This window comes from Micromonospora sp. WMMD961 (genome assembly GCF_029626145.1).
Classification (GTDB): Bacteria; Actinomycetota; Actinomycetes; order Mycobacteriales; family Micromonosporaceae; genus Micromonospora.
In genome coordinates this window covers 613,829-636,680 of sequence record NZ_JARUBJ010000002.1, presented here as the reverse complement: position 1 = coordinate 636,680, position 22,852 = coordinate 613,829, and the positions used below count along the sequence as shown (strand labels likewise).

23 protein-coding genes are annotated in these 22,852 nt (G+C 71.4%); 8 read left to right on the top strand and 15 right to left on the bottom strand.

The genetic code is table 11. The annotated features are described in order from the left end of the window. Positions 1-47: 47 nt before the first annotated feature. The 4 genes from O7614_RS03125 to O7614_RS03110 form a co-directional block, all read right to left on the bottom strand. Positions 48-899 (bottom strand): menaquinone biosynthesis protein, encoded by an 852-nt coding sequence (locus tag O7614_RS03125; RefSeq protein WP_278136986.1) that lies wholly within the window; start codon positions 897-899, stop codon positions 48-50. Further along, a complete protein-coding gene (locus O7614_RS03120; RefSeq protein ID WP_278136985.1) occupies positions 851-2,215 on the bottom strand; it encodes an MFS transporter in 1,365 nt (454 codons plus the stop codon). The genes O7614_RS03125 and O7614_RS03120 overlap by 49 nt, the downstream gene beginning before the upstream one ends. A gap of 41 nt (positions 2,216-2,256) precedes the next feature. Further along, on the bottom strand, positions 2,257-2,841 hold the full coding sequence (locus tag O7614_RS03115) for a winged helix-turn-helix domain-containing protein (protein ID WP_278136984.1): 585 nt from the start codon (positions 2,839-2,841) through the stop codon (positions 2,257-2,259). A gap of 108 nt (positions 2,842-2,949) precedes the next feature. Next, positions 2,950-3,471 (bottom strand): hypothetical protein, encoded by a 522-nt coding sequence (locus O7614_RS03110; protein ID WP_278136983.1) that lies wholly within the window; start codon positions 3,469-3,471, stop codon positions 2,950-2,952. Positions 3,472-3,679: 208 nt separating this feature from the next. Here O7614_RS03110 and O7614_RS03105 point away from each other — a divergent pair, with 208 nt between their 5' ends. Both O7614_RS03105 and O7614_RS03100 read left to right on the top strand, forming a co-directional pair. Continuing rightward, positions 3,680-4,930, top strand: a complete 1,251-nt coding sequence (locus tag O7614_RS03105) for an HNH endonuclease signature motif containing protein (RefSeq protein WP_278136982.1) — start codon at positions 3,680-3,682, stop codon at positions 4,928-4,930. Positions 4,931-5,481: 551 nt separating this feature from the next. Then, a complete protein-coding gene (locus O7614_RS03100; RefSeq protein WP_278136981.1) occupies positions 5,482-7,686 on the top strand; it encodes an AAA family ATPase in 2,205 nt (734 codons plus the stop codon). Positions 7,687-7,745: 59 nt separating this feature from the next. On the opposite strand, the gene O7614_RS03095 is transcribed toward O7614_RS03100, so the two are convergent. From O7614_RS03095 to O7614_RS03080, 4 genes are read right to left on the bottom strand one after another with little or no spacing between them, the layout of a single operon-like run. Beyond that, entirely contained in the window at positions 7,746-8,357 is a 612-nt protein-coding gene (locus O7614_RS03095; protein WP_278136980.1) for a hypothetical protein, read from the bottom strand. Positions 8,358-8,361: 4 nt separating this feature from the next. Further along, positions 8,362-8,763 carry a YbaB/EbfC family nucleoid-associated protein gene (locus O7614_RS03090; protein ID WP_278136979.1) on the bottom strand — a complete coding sequence of 134 codons (402 nt, stop codon included), beginning with the start codon at positions 8,761-8,763 and terminating at the stop codon, positions 8,362-8,364. Between the two features lie 10 nt (positions 8,764-8,773). Beyond that, a complete protein-coding gene (locus O7614_RS03085; RefSeq protein ID WP_278136978.1) occupies positions 8,774-9,700 on the bottom strand; it encodes a WXG100 family type VII secretion target in 927 nt (308 codons plus the stop codon). Then, positions 9,697-10,101 (bottom strand): type VII secretion target, encoded by a 405-nt coding sequence (locus O7614_RS03080; RefSeq protein ID WP_278136977.1) that lies wholly within the window; start codon positions 10,099-10,101, stop codon positions 9,697-9,699. The genes O7614_RS03085 and O7614_RS03080 overlap by 4 nt, the downstream gene beginning before the upstream one ends. Before the next feature lie 135 nt (positions 10,102-10,236). Here O7614_RS03080 and O7614_RS03075 point away from each other — a divergent pair, with 135 nt between their 5' ends. The 5 genes from O7614_RS03075 (at position 10,237) to O7614_RS03055 (ending at position 13,735) form a co-directional block, all read left to right on the top strand. After that, positions 10,237-10,881 carry a transporter gene (locus tag O7614_RS03075; RefSeq protein ID WP_278136976.1) on the top strand — a complete coding sequence of 215 codons (645 nt, stop codon included), beginning with the start codon at positions 10,237-10,239 and terminating at the stop codon, positions 10,879-10,881. Next, complete coding sequence (locus tag O7614_RS03070; protein WP_278136975.1) at positions 10,878-11,189, top strand: transcriptional regulator; 312 nt, start codon at positions 10,878-10,880, stop codon at positions 11,187-11,189. The genes O7614_RS03075 and O7614_RS03070 overlap by 4 nt, the downstream gene beginning before the upstream one ends. After that, positions 11,186-12,127 (top strand): ABC transporter ATP-binding protein, encoded by a 942-nt coding sequence (locus tag O7614_RS03065; RefSeq protein WP_278136974.1) that lies wholly within the window; start codon positions 11,186-11,188, stop codon positions 12,125-12,127. The genes O7614_RS03070 and O7614_RS03065 overlap by 4 nt, the downstream gene beginning before the upstream one ends. Positions 12,128-12,137: 10 nt before the next feature. Beyond that, positions 12,138-12,875, top strand: coding sequence for an ABC transporter permease (locus O7614_RS03060; protein WP_278136973.1), 738 nt, complete (start codon positions 12,138-12,140; stop codon positions 12,873-12,875). Between the two features lie 95 nt (positions 12,876-12,970). Continuing rightward, on the top strand, positions 12,971-13,735 hold the full coding sequence (locus tag O7614_RS03055; protein ID WP_278136972.1) for a VOC family protein: 765 nt from the start codon (positions 12,971-12,973) through the stop codon (positions 13,733-13,735). On the opposite strand, the gene O7614_RS03050 is transcribed toward O7614_RS03055, so the two are convergent. The 4 genes from O7614_RS03050 to O7614_RS03035 form a co-directional block, all read right to left on the bottom strand. After that, positions 13,685-14,524 (bottom strand): ABC transporter ATP-binding protein, encoded by an 840-nt coding sequence (locus tag O7614_RS03050; RefSeq protein ID WP_278142131.1) that lies wholly within the window; start codon positions 14,522-14,524, stop codon positions 13,685-13,687. The genes O7614_RS03055 and O7614_RS03050 overlap by 51 nt on opposite strands. Positions 14,525-14,616: 92 nt before the next feature. Continuing rightward, a complete protein-coding gene (locus O7614_RS03045; protein ID WP_278136971.1) occupies positions 14,617-15,651 on the bottom strand; it encodes an iron ABC transporter permease in 1,035 nt (344 codons plus the stop codon). A 151-nt stretch (positions 15,652-15,802) separates the two neighbouring features. Next, positions 15,803-16,732: an ABC transporter substrate-binding protein gene (locus O7614_RS03040; RefSeq protein WP_278136970.1), complete on the bottom strand. Its 930-nt coding sequence runs from the start codon at positions 16,730-16,732 to the stop codon at positions 15,803-15,805. Positions 16,733-17,084: 352 nt separating this feature from the next. Next, on the bottom strand, positions 17,085-18,962 hold the full coding sequence (locus tag O7614_RS03035; RefSeq protein ID WP_278136969.1) for a M14 family zinc carboxypeptidase: 1,878 nt from the start codon (positions 18,960-18,962) through the stop codon (positions 17,085-17,087). 211 nt (positions 18,963-19,173) lie between these two features. Here O7614_RS03035 and O7614_RS03030 point away from each other — a divergent pair, with 211 nt between their 5' ends. Beyond that, the gene (locus O7614_RS03030; protein WP_278136968.1) at positions 19,174-20,511 is read left to right on the top strand and encodes a C39 family peptidase; all 1,338 of its coding nucleotides are present in this window, start codon (positions 19,174-19,176) and stop codon (positions 20,509-20,511) included. A 94-nt stretch (positions 20,512-20,605) separates the two neighbouring features. Here the strand turns inward: O7614_RS03030 and O7614_RS03025 are convergent, their stop codons facing one another. The 3 genes from O7614_RS03025 to mqnE all read right to left on the bottom strand — a co-directional run bounded on the left by O7614_RS03025 (position 20,606) and on the right by mqnE (position 22,627). Next, positions 20,606-20,905, bottom strand: coding sequence for a DUF4229 domain-containing protein (locus O7614_RS03025; RefSeq protein ID WP_278136967.1), 300 nt, complete (start codon positions 20,903-20,905; stop codon positions 20,606-20,608). 73 nt (positions 20,906-20,978) lie between these two features. Beyond that, positions 20,979-21,434, bottom strand: coding sequence for a hypothetical protein (locus O7614_RS03020; RefSeq protein ID WP_278136966.1), 456 nt, complete (start codon positions 21,432-21,434; stop codon positions 20,979-20,981). 23 nt (positions 21,435-21,457) lie between these two features. Further along, entirely contained in the window at positions 21,458-22,627 is a 1,170-nt protein-coding gene (gene mqnE / locus O7614_RS03015) for an aminofutalosine synthase MqnE (protein WP_278136965.1), read from the bottom strand. Positions 22,628-22,852: the final 225 nt, after the last annotated feature.

The window sequence follows — 22,852 nt, the reverse complement described above, 5'->3', positions numbered from 1 at the left end:
CGGGCGGTTCGCGTTCCGGCCTAGCGCGATCGGGTCCGGCCTGTCGCTCAGCCGGCGAAGAACTCCGGGCCGCCGTCCGGCAGCGCCGGGGCCTCGCCGATCGCGGTGGCCCGCCGGGCCCACTCGCGCAGCCCGGCGACCTGACGGCCGCCGAGGGAGAAGTCCAGGGCCCGGAAGTACGTGGCCAGGGTCGCCGCGTCGAACGTCTCCCAGCGGGCCGCCGCCTCGGCGACCTGGTCCAACTCGGCCAGGCACAGGTCCCGCGAACGCAGGAACGCCTCGTGCACCTCCTTGACCATGCCGGGGTGGGCGGCGGCGAAGTCACGGCGGACGGCCCAGACCGCGAAGACCATCGGCAGGCCCGTCCACTCCCGCCACGCCTGCCCGAGGTCGGTGACGGTGAGACCCCGCTGCGGCGCCTCGTAGTACGCCCGGAGCGCCACGTCCCCGATCAGCACCGCGGCGTCGGCCTCCAGCAGCATCTGGGTCAGGTCCGGGGGGCAACGGAAGTAGTCGGGTCGGACGCCGTACTGCTCGGCGAGCAGCAGCTGCGCCGTCATCACCCCGGTCCGCGAGGTCGAGCCGAGCGCCACCCGGGCGCCGTCCAGCTCGCCCAGGGGCCGGGTGGAGACCATGTTGACCGAGAGCACCGGCCCGTCACTGCCCACCGCAAGATCCGGCAGGAGCAGCAACTCGTCGGCGTGCCTGAGGTACTCCAGCAGCGTGATCGGGCCGATGTCGAGGTCCCCGGCGACCAGTGCCGCGCTCAGCCGGTCCGGCGAATCCTTGTGCAGGTCGACGTCGAGCAGCGCACCGGAGCGCATCAGACCCCAGTAGATCGGCAGGCAGTTCAGGAACTGGATGTGCCCGACCCGCGGGCGTGCGATGCGCTCAGCCATGACCCGACCGTATCCGCGGCCTCTGGCTCCGGCTCGGCGGGCCGGCCCGAAGTGGCCAACCCCGCACCGCGGTGTCGTCCGTCGGCCTCGCCCGACGGCGGCCGTCGTACCGCGCGGGCGACGACCGGCACGAAGACCAGCACCACCAGGAGACCCGCCACGCCCGCTCCGGCGATCAGCGGGCGGGGCGAGACAGCCGTGAGCAGCGCGCCGCCGACCAGATAGCCGGCCATCGAGCCACCCTGCACCGCCGCGCCGTAGCTGGCGTACGCCCGGCCGCGCATCGCCTCTGGCACCCGGCGGGTGGTGAGCAGGTTGGCGAAGACGTTCTCGCCGCCGTTCGCCGCGCCGGCCACCAGCCAGAGCGGCACCAGCAAGCCAGCAGACGGCACCCCGGCGGCGAGCAGCACCAGCAGGCTGCACACGGCCAGGCTCACCAGCACCCCACGGATGAGGGCCGCGTCGTCGAACCGGCGGGCGAGTCGGGCGGCGAGCCAGCTACCGGGCAGCATGCCGGCCATCCAGGCCGCGCCCACCAGGCCGTAGGTGGTCGCCGAGCCGTGCAGCGTCTCCCGGATGAAGAAGACCTCGATCACGTTGATGCCGCCGATCGCCGCGATCACCACAGCGGTACTCGCCACCATGACCAGCATCAGCGGATCACGGCGCAGCCGCCAGCCCAGGTCCGTACCCCGGTGGTCTTCTCCGCGCACGGGCCCCGGCGCTGCGGTGGCGGGTTGGCGGCCGCCACGCCGGGTCCGCAGCAGCAGGCCCGCGACCACCAGCGCCAGGTAGGTCGCGGCATCGAGAAGCAGGGGTACGCGGGTGCCGAACTGCCCCACCAGCAGGCCGGCCAACACCGGCCCACCGAGTGCGCCGAGGGAGACGGCGTTCTGACTGATCGCACTGGCCCGTGGCAGGTCAGCGGGACGGACCATCACCGGCAACAGCGCAGCCAGGCAGGGCTGGCTCACCGCGAGCCCGCAGGCGAGCAGCGCGACGAGGCTCACGACAACGATCGGGTGCTCCGCGACGGCGAGCAGCGTGCAGATCACCGCCTGCGCGAGGCCGACGGTCACCAGCAGCGTGCGGCTGTCCACCCGGTCGACGAGCCGGCCGGTGAGCGGCGCGAGCACGACCAGAGGCAGGGTGGCCGCGAGTAGGAGCCCCGAGACGGCAAGCCCTCCCGCCCCGGCACCCTGTAACGCCAGTGCGAGAGCGGTAGCGGCAAGAAAGTCGCCGCAGATCGTGGTGCCACGTGCGGTGGCGGCGAGCCAGACGTCCGGCCAGCGCGATGCCTCAGTTGTGAAGGACATACTTCGAAAATAATCCTTCACAACTTGTTGGCGCAAGGGCGTCAGGCCAGGGGCACCGTCCGGTACTGCACAGCGACCGAACGCGCCCCCGGGGGCGGATCGGCCTGACGCCGTCGCGCCTGGTACGGCCGGAGCAGCGCCATGACCGCCTCGTTCAGCCCGCTCAACTCCTCGGCGGTCAGCAACAGCAACGTGTCGGTGAACAGCGCCGTGTCGTACCACTCCGCAGGCTCGTCCCCGGCGCGCCGCAACCAGTCCCGGGTCCGTTCCATGCCGCGGACCGCATGCGCCTCCACCAGCGCCTGCTCCGCCGCACGCGCCTCCGGCCCGGCATCACGACCGGCCTCGACCAGCACACTCGAACTCGACACGCGCCACAGCCGCTCGCGCGCGTCCCCACGACTCGGCGCCTGCTCGACCAGACCGAACTTCGCCAACGCCCGCAGGTGATAACTGGTGGCGCTCGGCGACAGCCCGACGATGTCGGCGCACTCGGTGGCAGTCCCGCCGCTCTCGCGGCTGTTCAGGTACTCCATGATCGCAATCCGGGCCGGATGCGCCATCGCCCGCATCACCTGCGGGTCACTGATCGTCATCCGACGCGAATCGGCGCGGGCCTCGGTCATGACCCCATGATCCCGGCCGGTCTCCCGACCCGCCACCACCTCCGCGTCGGCCAACCTGACCCCTTCGGCGATCACCCCAGCTTTCACCAGCAACCCCCGGGCGGCGTGTCACGCGAGGGTGGCGCGGAGCAGACCGCCCAGGCGGGCGGCTGTCAGCGGGCGAGCGGCCGGGCGGTGGGGGCGGCGGGGCGGGGGCGGTGGGGCGGGGGCGGTGGGGCGGGCGGGCGGCGCGCGGCGGCAGGCGGCGCGCGGCGGCAGGCGGCGCGCGGCGCGGGCAAGCAGCGCGGGCAGCGCGGGCAGCGCGGGCAGCGCGGGCAGCGCGGGCAGCGCGGGCAGCGCGGGCAGCGCGGGCAGCGCGGGCAGCGCGGGCAGCGCGGGCAGCGCGGGCAGCGCGGGCAGCGCGGGCAGCGCGGGCAGCGCGGGCAGCGCGGGCAGCGCGGGCAGCGCGGGCAGCGCGGGCAGCGCGGGCAGCGCGGGCAGCGCGGGCAGCGCGGGCAGCGCGGGCAGCGCGGGCAGCGCGGGCAGCGCGGGCGGCGCGGGCAGCGCGGGCGGCGCGGGCGGCGCGGGCGGCGCGGGCGGCGCGGGCAAGCAGCGCGGGCAAGCAGCGCGGGTGTTGTCGCGCTCGCGCATTGCTCTGCCCTGAGCCTGCCAACGGCGCCCGTTACGTCCAGCCACCGCGACCGTCCCGCCCTGAGCCGTGCCCGCCGTGACCCTGCCGCCTCACGCATCTGTGCGGCGAACAGCAAGCGGTCGCCCCGAGACCGCCCAAAAGAAATGCGTCAGTCAACATTGATCAACACGGATCGAAAGTGTCGTACGTACGTTCTATTCTGTCGTCATGTTGAGGGCGTTGGCGCAGGCAGGAGATGCCGTCGACGACTGCGCCCAAGCCTCGCTGTGGGGGCTAGTCGACGACGAGTTGCTCGCCTCTCTCGACGCGGCGCACGTGCTGACGCAGCGGCTGGCCGCCGTCCACCTCGGTCTGGTGCGCGAGTTGGACAGTCGCGGCCTGGCGGTCGCCCAGGGCGCCTCGTCCACCGCCAGCTGGCTGCGGGAGCGGCTCCGGCTCACCAGTCGATCAGCCCGCCAACTGGTCCAGCTCGCCGGCACCGTCGACGCCGCCCCACCGGCGGTGCAGGACGCGCTGCTCAGCGGTGCGATGTCCGTTGAGCAGGGTCGGGTGGTGGCAGAGACGATCGCCGCCCTTCCACCGGAGGCCGGCCCGGAGGTGGCGAACAAAGCCACTCAGCTGCTGGTCGACTGGGCCGACCGCTTCGATCCGACAATCCTGAGCCGGCTCGGGGAGCGCGTCCTCACGCACGTCGCACCGGACCTCGCCGACCAGGCCGAGTTGGCCGCCCTCAAACGCGCCACCGAGCGCGCCGAGGCCCGCCGGCACGTCACGCTCTCCGAGCAGCAAAACGGGCAGGTACGCCTCAGCGGCAACCTCGACACCGAAACCGCGAGCCTGCTACGTGAGGCGATCGACCCGCTCTGCACCCCGGCCGGTGAGCACGACGACCGCAGCCCCGGTCAGCGACGGGCGGATGCGCTGGGCGAGGTCTGCCGGCTCGCGCTCCGCACCGGTGAGCTGCCCGACAACGGTGGCGACCGGCCGCAGCTCGTGGTGACCGTCTCGCTGGACGAGTTGGTCAACGGCGTACGCGCCGGCACCCTGGAGACCGGCGGGTCCCTCACGCCCGGCGCGATCCGCCGCATCGCGTGCGACGCGGGCGTGCTGCCCGCTGTGCTGGGCGGCAACAGCCAGGTCCTGGACGTCGGACGTCAGCGCCGACTCTTCAACGGCCCGCTACGCCGTGCACTGGTGCTACGCGACGGCGGTTGCGCCTTTCCTGGCTGTGATCGGCCGTCCCGATGGTGCGATGGTCACCACGTCCGGCACTGGGCTGACGGTGGTGTGACAGCACTGGGCAACGCAGTGCTGCTCTGCGGCTACCACCACCGGCTCGTTCACCGCGGCGAGTGGACGATCCGCATCGCGCCCGACGGCCGACCCGACTTTCTCCCGCCCAGCTGGCTCGACCCGCTGCGCACACCGCGACGCAATCTCTACCACCGGCGCTGCTGATACCGGCAAACATGCCTGCGCCACTCGAACCCGGACCAACCACACGGGCCGATTCCGGAAACCACCAGCACGCCTGCGTGCTCATGCGTCCGCCCTCCCGCGCCCGCGCACGCCTCGCCGCGCCCGCGCACCCCTCGCCCCGCACTCCCTCGCCGCACCCGCGTGCCCGCGCAGCCCCGCCGACGCCGCGCGCGCAGCACCACCCACGCAGCACAGCGCAGCACCACCCGCGCAGCACCACCCGACATCCGCGACACAGCACCGGCCCAGGGGGGCGACGGGCGCACCATGCCCCCGGCGACACCCACATCACAAGCGCCCGCCCACCGGGTGACACGCGCACCGCAGGAGCGCTCGCCCGGCGACACGCCATCTCGCACGGGTGGTCGTGTGGGTAATTCGGTGGAAGGAACCGCAGCCGAGGCGTAGGGTTGCAGGCCGCTTGACGGCCGAGGTGAGCTGCACCGGAACGGACGTCTTCGCGCCGGGCGGGCGGCCATCCGCCCCCGGACACGCGAGCGCGCAGCAGATGTGAACGATGGGACGTCAGCATGCCCGCACTTGACCTCGACACCCACCTCGACACGGATCTGTCCGCCGAACGCGCTCACCTCGCAACCTCGCGGGCAGCGCTACGCCGGATGCGGGAGCGGGCCGAAGCTCTCTTCGCCAGCGGTGACCAGGTTGCCGGCGACGCCTACGCAGCCGAAACGCTCGGCCGCACACTGGCCCGCCGGGTGGCCGAGTTGGCGGACGACCCCACCACACCACTCTTCTTCGGTCGCCTCGACTTCGCGGGAACGGTACCCGAAACCACAGACAACGGCACCACAGACAGCGGCACCACAGACAGCAAGGCCACCGACGGTCGAACCGCCAGCAACGCGACCGCCAGCAACGCGACCGCCAGCAACGCGACCGCCGATGACACCAGCACCAGCACCAGCACCAGCACCAGCACCAGTGATCATGACGGCCGGCGGTACCACGTGGGGCGGCGGCACGTTACCGACGAGCGCGGCGAGCCGTTGGTGCTGGACTGGCGGGCGCCGGTCTCCCGGTCGTTCTACCGCGCCAGCGCGCGGGATCCGCAGGGGGTGGCCGTCCGGCGGCGGTTCGGGTTCAGCAACGGGGTGCTGACGAGCTTCGAAGATGAGCGGTTGGATCGGGGCGAGGAACTCGGTACGACCAGTCGGATCCTCACGGCCGAGATCGAACGGCCGCGCGTCGGGCCGATGCGGGACATCGTTGCCACCATTCAGCCGGAGCAGGACGAGCTGGTTCGGGCCGACCTGGCCGACTCGATCTGTGTGCAGGGCGCGCCGGGCACGGGGAAGACGGCGGTCGGGCTGCACCGGGCCGCGTACCTGCTCTATCTGCACCGGGAGCGACTGCGGCGGGCCGGCGTGCTGATCGTCGGGCCGAACCGGGCGTTCCTGTCGTACATCGCGGCGGTGCTGCCAGCGCTCGGCGAGGTCGAGGTCGAGCAGGCCACAGTGGAGGAGCTGATCTCTCGGGCGCCGGTGCGGGCGGTCGAGATGCCGGCAGTCGCCGCGCTGAAGCACGACGTACGCATGGCGAGCGTGCTGCGACGCGCGGTGCGGGCACAGATCGGCACGCCGAACGAGTCGATCACCGTGTCGGACGGTTCGTTCCGGTGGCGGATCGGGTTGGAGCCGTTGCACCGGATCGTCGAGGAGACCCGCCGGGAAGGGCTGCCGTACGGCACCGGCCGGGAACGGGTCCGGGCCCGGGTGGTGAGTCTGCTGCAACGGCAGGCCGAAGCCCGCCGGGCCGAGTCGCCCGGTGACGCCTGGCTGCGCCGGATGGGCCGCTGCCGACCAGTCACCGACTTCCTGGACGCGGTGTGGCCGGCGCTCACCCCGGAAGGGCTGGTGCACGGGCTGCTCTCCGACCCGGATCGACTCGCCGCGGCGGCGGACGGGCTGCTCGACGACGCCGAACAGGCCCTGCTGGTGTGGGAGAAGCCGCCTCGGACCCCGAAGGCGACCCGCTGGACCGCCGCCGACACGGTCTTGATCGACGAGGCGGCCGGGCTGCTCGAACGACCCTCCGGGTTCGGGCACGTGGTGGTGGACGAGGCGCAGGATCTCTCCCCGATGCAGTGTCGGGCCATTGCCCGCCGCAGTGAGCACGGCTCGATCACCCTTCTCGGTGACCTCGCCCAGGGCACCGCGCCGTGGTCGGCCACGGACTGGAAGGACTCCCTTGCCCACCTGGGCAAGCCGGAGGCTGTGGTGGTCCCGTTGACGATCGGCTTCCGGGTACCCGCCGCGGTGGTCGCGTTCGCGAACCTGCTCCTCCCGGCGCTCGCGGTGGACGTACCGCCGGCTGAGTCACTGCGGCACGACGGCGGCCTGGACGTGCGTACCGTGACCGACCTGACCTCGGCGACGGTGGCGGAGGTGCGCGCGGCGCTCGCGCACGACGGCTCGGTGGGTGTGATCGCCGCGGACGCCGCGGTGGACGGGCTGCGCGCGGCGCTGGCCGACGCCGGTGTCGCAACCGCGACCGCCGACGACGTGGCGACCGCGGAGCGGGTCACCGTGGTGCCCGCGACGCTGGTCAAGGGCCTGGAGTACGACCATGTGGTGGTGGTCGAGCCGGCCGCGATCGTCGCGGCCGAACCGCGCGGGCTACACCGGCTGTACGTGGTGCTCACCCGGGCGGTGTCGCGGCTGGCGGTGCTGCACCACGAACCGCTGCCCGAGCCGCTGTCGACCGCGCAGCACTGAGCAGGCAGCCACCGACGGAGGCCAGCCGAGACGGACGCGCCAGGGCGGGTCGGCGTCGCTCAGCGGTCGGTGAGGGCTGCGGCGATCTCGCGCAACGGCTTGCCGGACTCGGCGATCGGCACGATGAACGCCAACCAGGACCCGTCGGTGAACCTGATCCGGAGTCGCTTGGGGTTGAGCCGGTGCCAGCCGACCCAGGCGTTGGCCACGGCGGTACGGGGCGTCGACCAGACCACCCGGGTCTGGGCTGCCGCCCTCTCGTCGTCGGCCTGACTGGACCAGAGCTTCATCGGCCCGGAGGCGCACACCAGCAACCGTCGGTCGGTGACGGCGAGGATGGTGTCCTCGACAGTGGTCGCCGGGGGCACTGGGCGTCGGGAGTGTTGCAGGGTGGACGCGGCCGAACCCACAGGCCCCCGACCGGCCACTCCGTAGAAGACGTGGTCGACGAGCCGGTCCCCAGCCGAGAAGGAGATCAGCGGCGAGATCAGGCTGAGCAGCCCGCTGGCGAGGATGCCGCCACGACCGCCGCTGGACGGCTCCGGGCTCCCGGTGACGGGCATCTCTGCCGGTCGGGCACCCTGAGCGATCTCCGTCTTCGCGATGGCGAGCAGCCGTTCGCCCGGCTCGACGAGTTGGCTGAGTCGTGCCTGGTAGTTGTTGTCGGTCACCGGATCAGTACCAATCCGGGCGGTCGTCGGGCACCTGGCTGCCGGCGGCCGGCCGACTGCTCTCGGCCGGCCGACGGCCTCCGGCTGATCGACCGCTGCCGGGCGCGTCGGCCATCACCTCGCCGACCAGTTCGCGGACCCGGGCGGCGGCTGCCTCCTGGGCGCGCTTGGCGGCGGCGGTGAACTCCTCGGCCAGGGTGTACGAGTCGAGGCGCATCGCCCGGGCGTTCACCTCGGTCGAGACGATCGTGCCGTCCGCCGCAGCGGTGACCCGGACCAGGCCGGAGTCGCTCACGCCCTCGGCGCTGCTGTCTTCCAGCTCGGTCATCCTTCCGGCCAGCTCACGCTGCCAGCTGTCCAGGTTGCGAGCCAGCGCCTCGATGCGGTCCAGACCGGGAAAGGTCATGTCGGTCCCCTCAGGTCAGGATGGAGTCGAAGACATTCTGCACGCCCTTGGTGTAGGGGCCCAGATCCTCGCGGTACGTGCCGTCCACCAGGTAGTTGCGGTCCTTCGTGCCGTCGGAGATGTCGTGCAGGCCGACGCCGGTGTCCAAAAGGGCGCCGCCGATCCCGGGGACGTTGACCGGGGACACCTGGTTGATCACGAATTTGCCCGGGAAGAGCGTCTTGAACTTCTCGATCTGGAACGCCCTGCCCTCGGCCGTCCAACCGGACTTGTTCCACACCTTGTACGCCTTCTTCGCCTTGCGGATCTCCAGGACCGCGCGACGGTACCTCATCAGCAGCTCGGCGACCTTCTGCATCTTGGTGGCCAGCTTCGTCAGGATCTCGGCGAACCGGGCGACGATCTTGACCATCCGTCCGACGGTGGTGGCGAGCCGCGCCAACACCCGGACGACCGTCGCCGCGAGCGAGATCCCGGCGCTCAACGCCGCCGCCACTGCCGCGATGATCACCTCGGTGAGGAACCAGAGCAGGAACTCGAGGATCAGCTCGACCAGCAGGTTGAACGCGTCCACTGCGGCGTTGGCGGCGTCGACCAGCACCTCCTTGGTGCCGTCCAACCCCTTGGCCAGTTCCTCGATGGCTTCCTCCACCGACTCCATCGAGGCGTGGAAGCTCTCGGCGGCGTCACCCGACCAGGCCCCCCGCAGACGGGCCCGGTGCTGGATCTGCTCACCGGCGATCTCACGGACCGCCGCGCCGGTGTCGAGGCAGAGCTGAGCGGCGCGCATCAAATCGTCCGGCTCGCCGGCGACGAGTTCGAGGAGCTGCTCGAAGGGCCAGAGCACCGCGTTGGACAGCGGCTTGAACGGGTCGGGGGTGCCGGACACGATCTGCTCGAAGTAGGTCTTGTTGCGCGTCAACGCCTCGGTGCTCATGCCGGCACCTGCCCGGTCGTGCCGCCGGGAGACGAGGTGCCCGACGACCAGGGGCCTGGTGCGATGACGTCGGGAGCGGCCGGGCGGCCGGGCACGAACATGTCGGTGTTGGCCACGTCGGTGCCGGTGTAGGCGCCGGCGGTGTCGTCGAGCCCTTCGGCGATGTCCGCCATCACCTCGGCGCCGTCGGCCAGCCCTTGCAGGCACGCCTCGAACTGCTCGGCGTACGCCGCCGCGAGGCTGAAGGACGCCGGCATCACCCCGAACGCGTGCCGGGGCACGTGCCCTTCGCCGAACGAGCGGTGCAACTCGCGAAAGCGCGCCGCCCGGTCGGTGGACGCCTTGGCGAACGCCGTCAGCGCCTCCGGCTGGACCTCCAGCTCACTGCTCGGGCTCGACACGGACCCTCCCCTGTGTCCTGTGCGACGGATCAACCCCCGCGACTCCCCACCATAAGCACTGCCCGCCGCGCTCGGTGACCCCGCCCGCATCGTCGGGGTCACCGGGGCTGGACTTTGTATCGTAAAGTAGTTTGCGTGGATCTAGACGACGAACTCCCACCCACCGACGCGGCGGCCGCGCTGCGGCTGATCCAGGACCAGCGGTCCGCGACAGCGCGTCGACTCGACCCCGACGTCCGCCTGCTCTACTGGCCCTGGGGAGTCGCCTGGTTGGTCGGCTTCGGGCTCTTCTTCCTGCGGTTCTCCCCCGGCGAGAAGGAGTTGCTCCCGCTGCCGAGCTGGCTACCGCTGACCGTTCTCTTCGCACTGCTCCTGGCCGCCGCAGCGGTCCAGGCGGTCGCCAGCGTCCGGGCCTACGGCCAGGTCAGCGGAGAGTCCGCGCGGCGTGGTCGCTGGTACGGGTGCGCCTGGGCGCTCGGTCCGGTGAGCGTCTACGCGGGGCTCGGCCAGGTCTCCGAGCACCTGCCGCACGACCTGGCGGCGCTGCTCTGGTCGGCGACGGCAGTCGGGCTGACCGGCGCGTTGCACATGGCCGGCGGGGCGATCTGGCTGGACCGGGACCTGTTCCGGCTGGGCGTCTGGATCAGCGTGATCAACCTGGCCGGCGTGTTCGCCGGGCCCGGCTGGCACGCACTTGTCGTGTCGGTGGCTGGCGGCGGCGCAATGCTGGTGGCCGGCGCGCTGGCCCGGCGGCGACAGCGACAGCGACAGCAGCCGTGACCGAACTGGACCCGGTTATCCACGTGCAGGCCCGGCTGCGGGTGGTGGCCAGCCTCTCCGCTCTCAATGTCGGCGACAAGATCGCGTTCCCCCGCCTGCAGGAGCTGCTCGGGATGACCGCCGGCAACCTCTCGGTGCACCTGCGCAAGCTCGAGGACGCCGGCTACGTGGAGATCAGCAAGACCCATCGTGGACGCACCCCGGCGACCCTGGTCGGGCTCAGCCGACGAGGCCGGCTGGCGTTCGAGGAGTACACCGAAGCGATCCGCACCCTGCTCGACCCCACTCCGTCGAAGGAGCAGCCATGACCCTCGCCCGCGCCGACCAGGCCAGCCGCCGGTACGGCGACGTCCTCGCCCTCGACCGCGTCGACCTCGAAGTCCGGGCCGGTGAGCTGGTCGGCCTGCTCGGGCCGAACGGCGCCGGCAAGAGCACCCTGATGAACCTCCTGGTCGGCCTGCGTCGCCCCAGCTCGGGGCGGGTCGAGCTGTTCGGTCGCGACCCCCGCGACCCGGCGAGCCGACGACAGATCGGGGTCACCCCGCAGGAGACCGGCCTGCCGGGCACGCTGCGCGTCGGCGAGGTCGTCGACTTCGTCTCCGCGCACTACCCGGACCCGGTACCCCGCGCCGAGCTGCTCGACCAGTTCGGCCTGGGCGACCTCGCCCGGCGGCAGACCGGTGGGCTCTCCGGGGGGCAGCGCCGGCGACTGGCGGTGGCGTTGGCGTTCGTCGGCCGACCCCGGTTGGTGTTCCTCGACGAACCGACCACCGGCCTGGACGTGGCCGCCCGGCACACCCTGTGGGAGGCGATCCGCGCGTTCCACGACGACGGCGGCACCGTGCTGCTGAGCAGCCACTATCTGGAGGAGGTGGAGGCGCTGGCCCACCGGGTGGTGGTGATCGGGCAGGGCCGGGTGCTCGCCGACGACACGGTGGACGCCGTGCGCGGCATCGTCGGCGTACGCCGGGTCAGCCTCGTCGCCGACCACCTGCCCGACCTGCCCGGGGTCGTCCGCACCGAACGGGTCGACGGCCGACTGCACCTGCTCACCACCGACGCCGACGAGCTGGTCCGAGCGCTGGTCCGGGCCGGAACGGCCTTCACCGACCTGGAGGTACGGCCGACCTCGCTGGAGGAGGCGTTCCTCGCCATCACCGGTGGGGGCAGGTCCATCGCCGACCAGGCCACCGCCGAGGACCGACCCGCCACCGCCGGCACCGGCGGCCGACCCACCACCGTCTGAGGAGGCCGCCGTGCAGCTCGCCCTGGTCCACGCCCGATACCAACTCCTGGAGATCATCCGGATTCCGGTGGCGGTCTTCGGGAGCGCCTTCTTCCCGGCCGCCGCCATGATCTTCTTCGTGGTGCCGTTCGCCGGCGACGACTCGGTCGGCGCCACCCTCGCCACCGCGTCGATGGTCACCTTCTCGGTGATGAGCGCCAACATCTTCCAGTACGGCGTCGGTGTCGCCGAGGACCGCGACCAACCCTGGAACCCGTACACCCGGACCCTGCCGGCCGGGCCGGCACCCCGCTTCGCCGGCCGCGTGCTGGCCGGCCTGGCGCTGACGTACCTCTCGCTGATCCCGGTCGTCGTGATCGGCGCGACACTGACCGCGGCCGAGGCCACCCCGGCGGCGTTTCTACTGGCCATCGGGACCGTGGCCGTGATCTCGGTGCCGTTCACGCTGATGGGCCTGGCCATCGGCTACTCGCTGCCGAGCAAGGCGGCGATCGTCGTCGCGCAGGTCGTCTTCCTGCCGCTCGCGTTCGGCGGCGGGCTGCTCTCCGCGCCGGGCGACGCGCCCGGGTTCATCGAGACGATCGCCCCGTTCCTGCCCACCCGGGGCGCGGCAGAGCTGATGTGGGCGGCGGTCGGCGACTACCGCGTCCAACCGCTGGCGCTGATCATGCTCGGCGTCTGGGTGGTGCTGCTCGCCGCGCTGGCCGGCTGGGCGTACCGACGGGACGAGGGTCGCCGGTTCAGCTGACGATTCGTCCGTTTCCGCCCCGGGCTGCGGCGGGACGGTGCCAGGATTCCGGCAGGGGGCCGCAATGGTCGCCCCCGGCCGAGAGGGGTCTTGACGTGAGCACCGTCCCGCCGGGTACGCCCTGCTGGGCCGACCTGGCCACCCCGGACCTGGGCGACGCGCGACGCTTCTACCCGGAGCTGTTCGGTTGGACCGGCCGGGTGACGCCGGAGCCCGAGGCGGGCGGTTACACGGTCTTCCTGCTCGACGGCAAGCCGGTCGCCGGAGCCGGGCCGCCAGCGATCCCCGACCAGGTGCCGATCTGGTCGACGTACGTCGCGACCGACGACGCGCAGCTGGTCGCCGGACGGGTCGAACGGGCCGGCGGGCAGGTCGTCGTGCCGCCGTTCGAGGTCTTCGACCGAGGCTGGATGGCCGTCTTCGCCGACCCGGCCGGCGCCACCTTCAGCGTCTGGCAGCCGCTGACGATGAGCGGTGCCGAAGTGTTCAACGTGCCGGGCGCGATGAGCTGGAACGAACTTGTCACCCCCGACCCGGAGGGCGCGAAGGTCTTCTACGAGCTGGTGTTCGGCTGGCAACCGGACGACCAGGCGGTGGGTCCCATGACCTACACCGGCTGGCGGCTCGGGACACAGATCGTCGCCGGAATGATGCCGCCGCTGGCCGACGACTTCCCGGCCGACCTGCCCGCGTACTGGACGGTGTACTTCGCGGTGACCGACGCGGACGCCGCCGCGGCCCGCGCCTCCGAGCTGGGCGGCACGATCCTGGTCCCGCCCCGCGACATCCCGGCAGGCCGGTTCGCCGCCCTACGCGACCCCCAGGGCGCCCTCTTCTCCGTCATCGACCTCGGCCCCTGACCCACGAGCCCCGCGGGGGCCGGGCCGGACGGGAACCACCAGGGGGCCGTGCGCGCCGGGGACCACCCGGACGCTGGCCCGGTAGTGGGTGGCGAGCAGGTGTTCGGTCAGCACCTCGGAGGGAGTCCCGGCGGCCACCACCTGGCCGCTGGCGAGCATCACCATCCGGTCGGCGTACTCGCCGGCCACGGAGAGGTCGTGCATCGTGGCGAGGACGGTCAGGCCGTGCTCACGGCGTAGCTGGTCGACGAGTTCCAGCACCTCCTGCTGGTGACCGATGTCGAGTGCGCTGGTCGGCTCGTCGAGCAGCAGCAGTGTCGCGCCCTGGGCGAGCGCCCGGGCGAGGAACACCCGCTGCCGCTCGCCGCCGGAGAGGGTGGCCAGCTCGCGACGGTGGAAGGCGGTGAGGTCCAGCCGCCCGAGCACCTCGTGCACGGCGTCGAGGTCGGCGGTCGACTCCCGGCCCAACGTCGGGATGTACGGGGTGCGACCGAGCAGCACGTAGTCCAGCACCGACATGCCGGGCGGCACCACCGGGGACTGTGCCACCGTGGCCACCACCCGGGCGCGGTCCCGGCGGCGCAGCGCCGTGCTCGGCGTACCGAAGAGGGTGATCGCGTCCGGCGCGGGCAGCAGGCCACCGACGGCGCGCAACAGGGTCGACTTACCGGCGCCGTTCGGGCCGATCACGGTGACCCATTCGCCCACGGCGACGGTGAGGTCGACGCCGGCCAGGATCGGCGTGCCGCCGAGGTGGACGTGCAACCCACGCACCTCGACGGCCGGCACGCCGTCGGACGAACCGGCGACCGACGAATCCGCGGCGGGCGAGCCAGCAGGGGGTGGTCCGGCAACGGACGGGCCGGCAGCGGGCTCACGGCTCACGTGAGCACCCGCCGGGCGGTACGCAGCACGATCACGAAGAACGGGCCGCCCAGCAGGGCGGTCACCACTCCGATCGGCACCTCGGTCGGAGCGGCGGCGGTGCGGGCCACCACGTCGGTCAGGGCCAGGAACGCTCCGCCGAACAGCAGTGACAGCGGCAGGATCACCCGGTAGCTCGACCCGGCGAGCAGCCGGACGGTGTGCGGCACGATGATGCCGACGAAACCGATCAGGCCGGTCGCGGAGACCGCCGCCGCGGTACCCAGGGAGGCGGCGGCGATCAACAGGTAACGGGTGCGCTGCGGGTGCAGGCCCAGACTCTTCGCCTCGTCGTCGCCCACCGCCAGGACGTCCAGCTCGCGGCGGTGCAGCAGCACCACCACCGTGGTCAGCGCGGCGTACGGCAGCACCAGCAGCACGTCGTGCCAGCCGGCGGTGGCGAGCCGACCGAGTAGCCAGGAGTAGACCGGCTGGATGCTGTCGGCGTGCTTCTGCAGCAGGTACGTCTGCCCGGCGGAGAGGAACGCGGAGACCGCCACCCCGGCCAGGATCAGCATCGCCGGTGAGTTGCTGCGCCCTCCGCCCGCGCCGAGAACGTAGGTCATCGCCACGGCGAGCAGCGAACCGGCGAACGCGGCCAACGGGATGGTCATCGGCAGCCCGGAGATCGCGCCCTCCCGGCCGGCGCCGCCGAGGGCGATCACCGCCGTGACCGCGAGGCCGGCACCGGCAGCCACTCCCAGGAGGTACGGGTCGGCGAGCGGGTTGCGGAACACGCCCTGGTAGCAGCCGCCGGCGAGGGCGAGCAGGCCGCCGACGAGCAGGGCCAGTACGACCCGGGGCAGTCGCAACTCGGTGACGATCGCGATCTCCCGCTCGGACAGCCCGCTGTCGAGGCGGACGCCCGGGATCAGGTTGAGCAGCTCGGCGGCGACGCTGCCGGCGGGCAGGCTGACCGGGCCGAGCGACACACCGGCGACGAGCGCGACGAGCACCGCGAACACCCCGGCGACCAGCCAACGCTTGCGCATCCCGGCGGGCCGGGGCCTCTCGCGCGGCAGTGCGCCGGGCCTGGAATCACCGGAGGGCAACACGCCGGACCGGGACGAGGGTGACGCCCCGGCCGGCGGTGTCGCGGGTGTCGGGGCGGTCATCGGTGCCCCGGTCAGTGACGGGTCCGGGTCACGCGGGCACCTTGGCGACCGCGTCGATGATGACCCGGAGAAGGTCGACGACGCGCGGGCCCCAGCGGGAGGCGATGTCGTCGTCCAGCGCGACCACCTGGTTGTTCTTGACCGCGGTGAGCCCGGCCCAGCCGCTGCGGGCCTTGACCGCGTCGGCGTTCTGCTGGCAGCACTTGGAGTCGGCCAGGAAGACGAAGTCCGGGTCGGCCTTGACGATGAACTCCTGGGACAGCTGCGGGTAGCCGCCGTTCTTGCCGTCCGCGTCCGCCGGGTCGGCGATGTTGGTCAGCCCGACCTGGCTGTAGAGCGAGCCGATGAAGGTCTTGCTGGTGGCGCTGTACAGCTCCGGGCCCAGCTCGTGGAAGTAGGTGAGCTTCTCGGCGCGCTGCGGCAGGTTCTTGACCAGCTTGGCGATGTCGTCCTTCATCCGGGTCACCACGTCGGTGGCCTGGTCGGCGTGCCCGGTCAGCGTGCCCAGCTCGGTGATCTGCCGGTACGAGTCGTCGAGCGTGACCGCCGCCGGGGTCTGGTACACCGGGATCTTCAGCTTGGTGAGCTGGTCGACGACCTTGTTGCGGTCGTCGGAGAGCACCACCAGGTCGGGGTTCTTACCGGCGATCGCCTCGGCGTTCGGCTGGTACGCGGAGAGGTCGGTCTTGGGCGCGTCGGCCGGGTAGTTCGACTGGTCGTCGACGGCGGTCACCTGCGGGCCGGCACCGATCGCGAAGAGCATCTCGGTGGCGGTTGGCGACAGCACAACGATCTTCTCGGGACGCTTGTCGAGGGTGAGCGAGCCCACCGTGACCGGGTAGTTGGCGGCCGCAGTACCGGCGGCCGGCTTGTCGTCGGTCTTCTCGGCGCAGGCGCCGAGGGCGAGCGCGGCGACCGCGAGGGTCGCGGCGAAGAGCCGAGGGGTACGTCTGTTCATGGGGGCCTCCTGTCGGTCGAGGAGTGTGGTGCTTCGCCGACAGGGACTTTCGTACGCCCGCCCACGAGGCGCCCTTCCTCGAGAGCGCGTATCGCGACCGATCCGTAGGCGACCTGGCTCATCCCCACCGGGGTGGGGCATCACAGTTGCGGGACAGCGCCGGGTTTCGCACCGGCTTCGCTGCGGACTGGTCGCTAAGACGGTAGCGCACCGCCCGGACCACCCCCGTCGATCTAGGGCACATCGTCGTGGGTCAATCTCACATCACGACGATATGCCCTAGATCGACGCTGAAAGAGGGGTCCGGGAGCGGGTGGTGGGGCCCCGCCGGGCGGAGCGGAGCCCCACCCGATCAGGAGGACGTGATGGTGACGTTGTCCACAGCCGCCTCCACCAGGCTGGCGCCGGAGGCGTCCGCCGCCTCCACCAGGATGCGCACCGACTGGCCGGCGTACGGGCTGAGGTTGAGGTTGGCCACCGCCCAGCTCCCGTTGCGGTTCGTTGCCGCGCCGGCCTGGGTGAGCAGCGCGGTGGTGCCGCCGTTGTGCACCACGCTCACCCGCAGGTAGTCCGCCGACGAGGCGTTCGAGCCGTGTGCCAGGTACCAGGCCAGCGAGAGCGTCAGCGTCCCGGACGACGGCAGCGTCACCGCCGGGGACCGGGCGCTGGTCACTCCGCCGTCGACGTCGTAGTCACCGGCCCCCGAACCGGCGAGCCGGCCGGTGACCAGGTCGTTCGATCCGGCGTACGGGGTGAGCTGCTTGGCTCCGGAGGACGTGGTCGCCTGGGCGGCACCCCGTTCGAATGCGCCGAGGGTGGCGGTGTCGGTGCCGGACGGGTTGATGGTCCAGCCGGTGGCCGTCTCGAAGGTGTCCGACCAGACCGTGGTGCCACCACCACCGCCGCAGTACTGCGCCTGCTTACCGATCGCCCGGTACGGGCAGTCGGCGTACTCGCTGAGCATCAACACCGCCTCCCGGTTGCGCGAGGTCTGCGCGGGGATCACCTCGTCCGGCGGGTAGAAGCCACCGCCGCCGGACGAGCCGGGGTACATCTCGAAGGTGTACGCCCAGATGCCGTGGGTGGCCCACATCCAGTCGATGCTGGTGCCGTCGGCGACGTAGAGGTCGCTGGACTGCTCCGGCGTGTAGCTGTTGGTGGCCGCCATCTGCTGGCCGATGGTGGCGAAGGTGTTGTACTGGTCCGCGCTCATCCCGGACGGGTTGTTCGCGGTGGTGTAGCCGAAGGGCCAGAGCACCAGCTGCGAGTACGTGTGGAAGTCGATGTTCGCCTTGATCTGCTGGGCGCCACCGACGACCCGGCTGTTGACGAAGTTGCGCAGCGCCTGCGTCTCCGGTGCGGAGAAGGCCGACGGGCCGCGGTAGGTCTCCGACGAGGTGCTGCCGGACGAGCCGCCGCAGCAGCCCCACTGGTAGGACCAGTTGCGGTTCAGGTCGGTGCCCACGTTGGACGAGCCGCTGTTGGGCTGCCGGTTCTTGCGCCAGGACCGGTACGAGCCGGTGGCGATGTCGTACTCGCTGCCGTCCGGGTTGACCGACGGCACGATCCAGATCTCCCGGCTGTTGACGATGTTGGTGATCCGGGAGTCGCTGCCGTAGCTGTCGGTGAAGAGGTTGAGCAGGTAGATGGCCATCTCGACGGTCAGGTGCTCGCGGGCGTGCTGTTGGGAGTTGAACAGGATCTCCGGCTCACTCTCGTCGGTGCCGACGTTGTCGGAGATCTTCACCGCCATCAGGTCGCGGCCCTCGTACGACGTGCCAATGCTGATCTTGCGGGCGATCGCCGGATGGTCGGCGACGACCTGGTTCACGACGGCGGTCAACTCCGCGTAGTCGTGGTAGTTGGAGTCGGCGGGCGGGAAGGCCAGCGTGCCGACCTCGCCGGCACCGCGCTCGGCGTTGGGCGGCGGGGCGAGCGGCTCCAGCCGGAAGCCGAGCTTGGTGATCTTGGCGGCCTCGCCGGCGGTCGCCGAGATGTGCAGCACGCCGTGCTCGGAGTAGTCGATGGCGGCGCCGGTGCGGGCCACCGCGTCGCGGTCGGCGAAGGTGCGGGGCCCGAGGACCCGGTAGCCGGCGGCGACCGGTTCGGCGGCCCGGTCGGGTGCCGGCTGAGCGGCGACTGGCGCGGTGGCGACGGCGGCGATCCCGAGCCCGACGACGACGGCGAGCATCAGGACGCGACGGAGAGGGTGAGGTGGGCGGAGGGCCATGGACTACCTCCTCAGAGGGCGGGAGATCCCGCTCGGTGAAGGACACTTCACCACCTGCCACATGGTCATATCAATATCGATCGCTGCCTTATGCATCCCAGGCGGATCATCACGGCGGCAATGATTTTCTTCCCATCAACGTATGGCGAAACTTCTCTCCAAGCGGAAAACTGACCAGCGACGATGCCCCTCTCGACACCGCGGAGCACCCATGGCCAGATCCCGCCTGCACGCGGCCGCCCTCGCCGGCGTCACCGCGCTCACCCTGCTCGCCACCGCCGCGCCCGCGACGGCGGCCCGCCCGCCCGCCGTCGGACACGACGAGCAGATCACCTTCCAGGACTGGTCCGGGCCCGCCGACTGGCACCGGGGCCACCGGTCCGGCACCCGCGTGCTGCCCGGTGCCCGAGCGGGCCTCACCCTGGCCCGCTCAGCCGGCACTACCGAGTACGCCGACCCGCACACCGGCGCCACCCGCACCTGGGAGTACGGCACCTGGACCTCACCGGTGACCCGGATCGGGTTCGACGCCACCGAGCTGATCGCCTCGTGGAACGCGGAAACCCCCACCGGCACCTGGATCCAGGTGGAGATGCAGGGCAGCTACACCAGCGGTGACCAGACCCCGTGGTACGTCCTGGGTCGCTGGGCATCCGGCGACACCGACATCAAGCGGACCAGCGTCGAGCGGCAGGGCGATCCCTGGTCGACGATCTGGACCGACACCTTCAGCATCGACGACGCCACCGCCGGGGTGCTGCTGCGGTCGTACCAGCTCAAGCTGACCCTCTACCGCGCACCCGGGCAGAGCGCCGCCCCGGTGGTCCGGATGCTGGGCGCGATGAGCTCCACCGTGCCGGACCGGTTCACCGTGCCGCCGAGCGCCGGGCACATCGCCTGGGGCCGGGAGCTGCCGGTGCCGCGCTACTCGCAGAACGTGCACGCCGGGCACTACCCCGAGTACGACGGCGGCGGCGAGGCGTGGTGCTCACCCACCTCCACGGAGATGGTGGTCGAGTACTGGGGCCGCAAACCGTCAGCGGCCGACACCTCCTGGGTGGACCCGACCTATCCCGACCCGACGGTCAACCACGCGGCCCGGATGACCTACGACTACGCGTACGACGGCGCCGGCAACTGGCCGTTCAACACCGCGTACGCGGCCAGCTTTCCCGGGCTGGAGGGTCGGGTGACCCGACTGCACTCGCTGGACGAACTGGAGCGTTTCATCGCCGCCGGCATCCCCGTGGTCACCAGTCAATCCTTCCTCGCCAGCGAGTTGGACGGCGCGAACTACGGCACCTCCGGGCACCTCTTCGTGGTGGTCGGCTTCACCGCCGACGGCGACGTGATCGTCAACGACCCCGCCTCGTCCAGCAACGACGTGGTGCGCAACGTCTACAAGCGCGCGCAGTTCGAACAGATCTGGCTGCGGACCAAGCGCACCAACGCCAGCGGGGGCACCTCCGGCGGCTCCGGCGGCATCGCGTACCTGATCAAGCCGCTCTCCAAGCCCTGGCCCAAGGTCCAAGGCTCCACCAACTGGTAACCCACCCCGGCAAGGCCACCCAAGGCTGAGCCAGGTCCGTTGATCATGAAGTTATTGCCCGACCACTCGGCGTGTCGTGGCAATAACTTCATGGTCAACGCTGGGGGTCGGTGGGTGGGGTGGGTGGGGTGGGTGGGTCGGCGGGGGTTTGGTCTTCGCCGGCCAGGGCCGAGCGGAGGCGTTCCTTCTCCGCGCGGCGGCGCTCGGTCGCGTCGGCCATCTCGCCGGCCATCTCGTCCCGCCAGCCGCGCAGCAGGAAGAAGGAGAGCGCGGCGGAGAAGACCAACGCCAACATCAGCTTCAGGAACACGTTCATGTCGATCAGCCAGAGGCCCGCCAGCACGGCGACGAACAGCCCGATCCGGCCCAGCGTGTACTTGAGCGCGGCGCTCACCCGCACCACTCCGTTCTCTCCGTCGCCCGCCGATGCCGGCGGAACTGTCGATCCGCCCGGTGGGCGGTAGCGGTCAACCGGTCCGGCGGGCCAGCCAGCGGACGCCCGGGAACCAGACCACCGCGTACGCCACGGTGAACGCCGCCGCCGCCAACGCGCCGGAGAGCAGCGGTGGCATCCCCGCACCCAACCCGGCGATCAGCAGCCCGACGAACACGCCCACGGCCGCCGCGACGACCGCCGCCAGCACCCGGGCCGCGCCGAACTCCCAGGCCCGGAAGTCGTCCCAGAACAGCCACGCCGGCAGGATCACCGCCAGCCAGCCATTGGTGTGCCCGAAGTCACCGGCACCGACCGAGGCGAACGCCCAGTCGAACAACACCAACGCCAACGCGCCGATGACGACTCCGGCCAGGCACACCCCGAGCAGATCGCCCAGGGTACGGACACGCCCTTCGGCGTCCCGGCGGGGAAACCCGCTCTGCTGCTCGGGACCGCCCCGCTGCTCGGACCTGCTCTGCTCGGTCATCGACTGCGAGGGTACGTGGTGACTCAGGCCCAGACCTGCTGCGGCTCGGCGCGCCGCTGCGCCAGCGAGGGGGCCTTGTCGTACTCCCGGACCACGTTGTAGCGGGTGTCCCGCTCGACCGGCTGGAAACCGGCGTCCCAGATCAGGTGCAGCAGGTCCTCGCGGTGCATGGTGTTCGGGGTGCCGTACGAGTCGGCGTCGTGGGTGATCTTGTATTCGACGACCGAGCCGTCCAGGTCGTCCACGCCGAAGTTGAGCGAGAGCTGGGCAACCGACAGCCCGTGCATCACCCAGAAGTTCTTCAGGTGCGGCACGTTGTCGAAGAGCAGCCGGGAGACGGCGAACGTCTTCAGCGACTCGGCCGGCGACGCCATCGTGGTGCGCGCCTGGATCCGGTTACGGATCTTGCCGTCCGCCGAGTCGACGAAGTCGTGCTGGTAGCGCAGCGGAATGAAGACCGCGAAGCCGCCGGTCTCGTCCTGCAGCTCCCGCAGCCGCAGCACGTGGTCGACCCGGTGCCGAGGCTCCTCGATGTGGCCGTACAGCATGGTCGCCGGGGTCTTCATGCCCTTGCGGTGCGCCAGGGCGTGGATGCGCGACCAGTCCTCCCAGTGGCAGGCGTGGTCGACGATGTGCTGCCGGACCTCCCAGTCGAAGATCTCCGCGCCACCGCCGGTCAGCGACTCCAGCCCGGCGTCCATCAGCTCGTCGAGGATCTCGTCGGCGCTCAGGCCGCTGATCTTCTCGAACCACTGCACCTCGGTCGCCGTGAAGCACTTGAGCTTGACGTTCGGCAGCGCCGCCTTCAGCTCGCGCAGCACCTTGGGGTAGTAACGCCAGGGCAGCGTCGGGTGCAGACCGTTGACGATGTGCAGCTCGGTGAGCTGCTCGTCCTCCATCTCCTTGGCCTTGCGGACCGCCTCGTCGATGCGCATCGTGTACGCGTCCTTCTCGCCCGGCTTGCGCTGGAACGAGCAGTACGCACAGGACGCCGAGCAGACGTTGGTCAGATTGAGGTGCCGATTGACGTTGAACATCACCCGCTCACCGTTCAGCTCGGTGCGCTTGTGGTGCGCCAGCCGTCCCAACCAGGTCAGGTCGTCGCTCTCGTAGAGGGCGACCCCGTCCTCCCGGGTCAGCCGCTCACCGGCGTACACCTTCGCTTCGAGCTCACGCTTGAGTCCGGCGTCCATGGCACGTCCCTTCCACCTACGGTCCGGATCGAGCGTACGTCGCGGGGCCGACGGTCCCGGCGGCACGGTCGCCGGCAGCGACCCACTTCACCGAACTCTCAGCCTCCCGTAACCAGGCCACGCATCGACATGAGTGGCGAGGTGCGGTAGTAACAAGGTGGGGCGGAACACACACACTGGTACCGTCCCGACGGTCGCGCCCACCGTGCGCGGCGAGGAGTAGCG

Bases quoted from the DNA above. Each gene is read 5' to 3' on its own strand.
- mqnE (WP_278136965.1), bottom strand. From the start codon at position 22,627: ATGGACGCCGGACTCAAGCGTGAGCTCGAAGCGAAGGTGTACGCCGGT.
- O7614_RS03120 (WP_278136985.1), bottom strand. From the start codon at position 2,215: ATGTCCTTCACAACTGAGGCATCGCGCTGGCCGGACGTCTGGCTCGCC.
- O7614_RS03105 (WP_278136982.1), top strand. From the start codon at position 3,680: ATGTTGAGGGCGTTGGCGCAGGCAGGAGATGCCGTCGACGACTGCGCC.
- O7614_RS03035 (WP_278136969.1), bottom strand. From the start codon at position 18,962: ATGGCCCTCCGCCCACCTCACCCTCTCCGTCGCGTCCTGATGCTCGCC.
- O7614_RS03020 (WP_278136966.1), bottom strand. From the start codon at position 21,434: ATGACCGAGCAGAGCAGGTCCGAGCAGCGGGGCGGTCCCGAGCAGCAG.
- O7614_RS03110 (WP_278136983.1), bottom strand. From the start codon at position 3,471: ATGCGCGAGCGCGACAACACCCGCGCTGCTTGCCCGCGCTGCTTGCCC.
- O7614_RS03100 (WP_278136981.1), top strand. From the start codon at position 5,482: ATGCCCGCACTTGACCTCGACACCCACCTCGACACGGATCTGTCCGCC.
- O7614_RS03085 (WP_278136978.1), bottom strand. From the start codon at position 9,700: ATGAGCACCGAGGCGTTGACGCGCAACAAGACCTACTTCGAGCAGATC.
- O7614_RS03040 (WP_278136970.1), bottom strand. From the start codon at position 16,732: ATGAACAGACGTACCCCTCGGCTCTTCGCCGCGACCCTCGCGGTCGCC.
- O7614_RS03115 (WP_278136984.1), bottom strand. From the start codon at position 2,841: ATGACCGAGGCCCGCGCCGATTCGCGTCGGATGACGATCAGTGACCCG.
- O7614_RS03090 (WP_278136979.1), bottom strand. From the start codon at position 8,763: ATGACCTTTCCCGGTCTGGACCGCATCGAGGCGCTGGCTCGCAACCTG.
- O7614_RS03045 (WP_278136971.1), bottom strand. From the start codon at position 15,651: ATGCGCAAGCGTTGGCTGGTCGCCGGGGTGTTCGCGGTGCTCGTCGCG.
- O7614_RS03125 (WP_278136986.1), bottom strand. From the start codon at position 899: ATGGCTGAGCGCATCGCACGCCCGCGGGTCGGGCACATCCAGTTCCTG.
- O7614_RS03030 (WP_278136968.1), top strand. From the start codon at position 19,174: ATGGCCAGATCCCGCCTGCACGCGGCCGCCCTCGCCGGCGTCACCGCG.
- O7614_RS03065 (WP_278136974.1), top strand. From the start codon at position 11,186: ATGACCCTCGCCCGCGCCGACCAGGCCAGCCGCCGGTACGGCGACGTC.